This window comes from Enterobacter sp. CM29 (assembly GCF_013179605.1).
Taxonomy (GTDB): Bacteria; Pseudomonadota; Gammaproteobacteria; order Enterobacterales; family Enterobacteriaceae; genus Enterobacter; species Enterobacter intestinihominis.
The window spans coordinates 1-4,078 of sequence record NZ_JABMCU010000281.1 but is presented as its reverse complement, the minus strand read 5'-3'; the positions used below and the strand labels follow the sequence as shown (position 1 = coordinate 4,078).

Annotated in this window: 3 protein-coding genes; all 3 read right to left on the bottom strand. The window is 54.9% G+C overall.

Annotated elements, in window-relative coordinates:
* Positions 1-73: 73 nt before the first annotated feature.
* Complete coding sequence (gene mtlR / locus HP459_RS21805) at positions 74-664, bottom strand: mannitol operon repressor MtlR (RefSeq protein ID WP_023298873.1); 591 nt, start codon at positions 662-664, stop codon at positions 74-76.
* On the bottom strand, positions 661-1,824 hold the full coding sequence (mtlD, locus tag HP459_RS21800; RefSeq protein WP_150312875.1) for a mannitol-1-phosphate 5-dehydrogenase: 1,164 nt from the start codon (positions 1,822-1,824) through the stop codon (positions 661-663). The genes mtlR and mtlD overlap by 4 nt, the downstream gene beginning before the upstream one ends.
* 88 nt (positions 1,825-1,912) lie before the next feature.
* Positions 1,913-3,820 (bottom strand): PTS mannitol transporter subunit IICBA, encoded by a 1,908-nt coding sequence (locus HP459_RS21795; RefSeq protein WP_022649761.1) that lies wholly within the window; start codon positions 3,818-3,820, stop codon positions 1,913-1,915.
* Positions 3,821-4,078: the final 258 nt, after the last annotated feature.

Here is a 4,078-nt window from a genome sequence, read left to right as displayed (position 1 = left end):
TTCGACTTCTTTCATGACAAATAACTCTGAAAACGGGGAATTTACAGGGAAGGATACACCAATGTGTGCGGGCTTACTTCTGAAACGCTTTTTTTAAGCTGATTTTAGAAATCAGCTCAGTCAGGGAAAGCACCATGGTGGAGCGGACAACTTGTTGATAACGCAGCTTTTGCATCATGTACAGCTCTGGGTCGCTGTCATCAAACTGAGGTGCGGGAGGGAGCGCGGCTACGCAGTGCAGTTCGCCGAAGGGCCCCAGGATCTCATCATCGGTGAAGGTGTACTCATTGCCGTCATGATTGAGCTCTTCGCGCAGCGCCATTAACAGCTCGGCGTCTTCATACTCCTGACGGTTGAGCACGCCAAGACCGTAGATCAGCTTCAGCCGTACCGATAAATCGCCCAGCGGTCCGTCTCCGTCCAGTAACGGTTCTACAGCATACTTTACCGCGTAGTCGTCTTTGCGAAACACCTGAAGCACCAGAATGTTCACCGCCTCGGTTAACAGCTCGACGGCGGCGATCAGGAAACTTCGTACGGTTTTGCCAGCATTCAGACGCTCAAGCACACGATTTTCAAAGGCCTGGGTTTGTTCCATTATTGCCTGCATATCTGACAATCTGTTATTCGGGCGCAGGCTAACCTGCGCCGGACTCTGCATCATTTGGTTGCGTTGTATGCGCTGACCGCCTCCGCAACCACGTCACTGTTGGCATCCAGACCGGAAATCTGCGCCAGCGCAGCCTGTGCGCCTTTGTTATCAATCAGCTGAGCCAGCTCAATCGCCTGCGGGTCCTGCTCGCTGCGGTAGTGCATTGCGGCAGCGATTCCCTTCACCAGGTTAGCGTGCGGCAGACCGTATTCCAGCGTGCCCAGCAGCGGTTTAATCAGGCGGTCACCCGCGCTTAGTTTACGCAGCGGTTGACGACCCACGCGCTCAACGTCATCTTTCAGATACGGGTTTTCAAAACGACCGAGGATTTTCTGGATGTATGCTGCGTGTTTATCAGCATCAAAACCGTAGCGTTTGATCAGCACCGCGCCGCTCTCTTCCATTGCCCCTTTGACCACCGCACGGATGTTCTCATCGAGGATCGCGTCACGAATCGTCTGATGACCGGCCAATTTCCCGAGGTACGCGGTTATAGCATGCCCGGTGTTCAGCGTGAAGAGTTTACGTTCGACAAATGCCATCAGATTATCGGTTAATTCCATTCCCGGAATGGTCGGCAGCGCGCCTTTAAACTGGGTTTTATCAACGATCCACTCGCTGAAGGTTTCCACGGTTACTTCCAGCGGGTCGTTGGTGGCGGATTCTGATGGCGGAACGATGCGGTCAACGGCGGAATCCACAAAACCAACGTGCGCTTCAACCCAGGCTTTATCTTCCTCAGCCACAGCGGCCAGAACGTGGCCTTTCAGCTGCGTGGTGCCGCGCACCATATTTTCACAAGCGATGATGTTCAGCGGCGTTTCAACGCCTTGTGCTTTACGCTTCGCCAGGCCTTTCGCGACCGCCGGGGCGATACGCTCAAGCACCACCGGACCCACGGCTGTGGTGACCAGATCAACGCTTGCGATGAGGTCAATCACGTCGTCGCCAATGCTGCTTACCGCGTTGACGCCAGAGACCGTTTCAACCTGTTCGTTTTCACCCACCACGTGAACCTGATAGCTATGACGGGCATTCAGGGCATCCAGAACCACCTGATTCACATCGGCGAATGTCAGGGTAATGCCCGCGTCTGCCAGCAGTTTACCGATAAAGCCACGACCGATATTACCTGCGCCAAAATGTAATGCTTTCATAGTGTTAACCTTCATCAATGTTTTTACCCGAGAGGGCTGGGGTGAGGAACGTTTTCCCCTCACCCTAGCCCTCTCCCCGGGGGGGGAGAGGGAAGAGGCGCTGTTACTTGTTAAGCAGAGCCAGAACTTCTTCAACGCTGGTGGTATTGGCCAGACGCTCAATAACCGTTTCGTCATCCAGCGCGTTGGTCAGGCTGGTAATCACCTGGATATGCTCGTTATTGCGAGCGGCGATACCAATCACCAGACGGGCGATGTCGTCCTCTTCTTCACCGAAGCGCACGCCGTCAGGATACTGACAGAACACCACTCCGGTTTTCAGCACGCGGTCTTTGGCTTCCACCGTACCGTGCGGAACCGCGATGGATTCACCCAGGTAGGTTGGGGTCAGCTTTTCACGCTCCAGCATCGCCTCAACGTATTCCGGCTGAACGTAGCCGCCTTTCACCAGCTGCTCACCGGCGAAGCGAATGGCCTCTTCTTTATTGGTCGCCGTGCGGCCAAGGAAGATGTTTTCTGCGCCCAGTTTGAACAGATGCGCGTTGCTCTCGTCGAAGCTGTCTTGCAGGCTGGTGCGCACCTTCACTTCGTTATCTTCATGGCGCTGGGCCGCAACCAGACGTTCTGTCAGGCTGGTGTACAAGCCGCTGTCGAGGAAGTTGGTCAGGGAAATGTGCTGCGCCTGCGGCACCTGACGCATGGCGCGCTCGGTCAGATCGCGGTGCGTGATCACCAGGTCAACGTCCGGCGGCAGGTTGTTAATCGCGCTGTTGGTCACGGAGATGTTGGTCAGACCCGCATCCTGCACTTTCTTACGCAGCACGCCCGCACCCATTGCGCTGGAACCCATACCGGCATCACAGGCCACGATAATTTTACGTACGTGGCTCAGGTCGTTAGAGACATCACCCGCCGCCAGCGGCGTTGCGCCTTTGGATTCGGCTTTCATGTCATGCATACGACGGGTTGCCGCTTCGATATCGTCGTCTTCTTTCACCTTGCTGGTTTTCAGCAGGATAGCGGAGACCACGAAGGAGACGGCCATGGCCGCACAGATCGCCGCGATGTTCGCGAAGTAGGCGCCTTTCGGGGTCATCGCCAGCACCGCCAGAATAGAGCCTGGAGAAGCAGGAGACACCAGACCACCGCCCAGTACGCTCAGGGTGAACACGCCGGTCATACCGCCAAGGATAACGGCCAGGATCAGACGTGGGTTCATCAGCACATACGGGAAGTAAATTTCGTGAATACCGCCCAGGAAGTGAATGATCGCCGCGCCGCCAGCAGACTGTTTCGCGCTGCCGCGACCAAAGAACATGTACGCCAGCAGAACGCCCATACCCGGACCCGGGTTCGCTTCAATCAGGAAGAAGATGGACTTGCCGAGATCGTGTGACTGCTGAATACCCAGCGGTGAGAAGATACCGTGGTTGATGGCGTTGTTCAGGAACAGGATTTTCGCCGGTTCAACGAAGATAGACGCCAGCGGCAGCATGTCGTGCGCCACCATGAAGTTAACGCCCGCAGCCAGCAGTTTGGAGAGCACTTCAACCGCAGGACCAATGCCGAGGAACGCCAGAATCGCGAGGATCATCCCGATGATGCCCGCGGAGAAGTTGTTCACCAGCATTTCGAAGCCGGATTTGATCTTGCCATCAACCCAGACGTCAAATTTCTTGATCGCCCAGCCGCCCAGAGGACCGGCAATCATCGCACCGAGGAACATCGGCATATCCGCACCGACAATCACCCCCATGGTTGTGATGGCACCCACGACACCACCACGGTCACCGCCCACCAGACGACCACCGGTATAACCGATGAGCAGCGGCAGCAGGTACGTAATCATTGGGCCAACAAGTTTCGCCAGCGTTTCGTTAGGCAACCACCCTGTCGGAATAAATAATGCGGTGATAATACCCCACGCGATAAACGCGCCGATATTTGGCATCACCATGTTGCTGAGGAAACGACCAAAGCTTTGCACTTTGATCTTGAAATCGGATGACATAAAACACCCCTTCTTATGTTTACGCTTAGGCTTGTGGCCCGAGGTTTATCGTTAATGTGCGGCGGCAGAGGTAGCCGGGCCCTGTTCTGATGCTGTGAAATCTGGCACTGAATCGTTCAACTGTCCAGACAGCGGAATTTTGTGTGATCTGAATCACATGAATGTAGGGGGTGAGGATATTAATGGAGTGATCGCGATCACATAATGGGTGTGTAAAAAAAATACATTGCTCAGAATTACGCCAAAATGAGGTCTGTT

What these genes read in the sequence shown, in the direction of transcription:
- mtlR (WP_023298873.1), bottom strand. Translation starts at nt 664, where the DNA reads ATGATGCAGAGTCCGGCGCAGGTTAGCCTGCGCCCGAATAACAGATTG.
- mtlD (WP_150312875.1), bottom strand. Translation starts at nt 1,824, where the DNA reads ATGAAGGTTAACACTATGAAAGCATTACATTTTGGCGCAGGTAATATC.
- HP459_RS21795 (WP_022649761.1), bottom strand. Translation starts at nt 3,820, where the DNA reads ATGTCATCCGATTTCAAGATCAAAGTGCAAAGCTTTGGTCGTTTCCTC.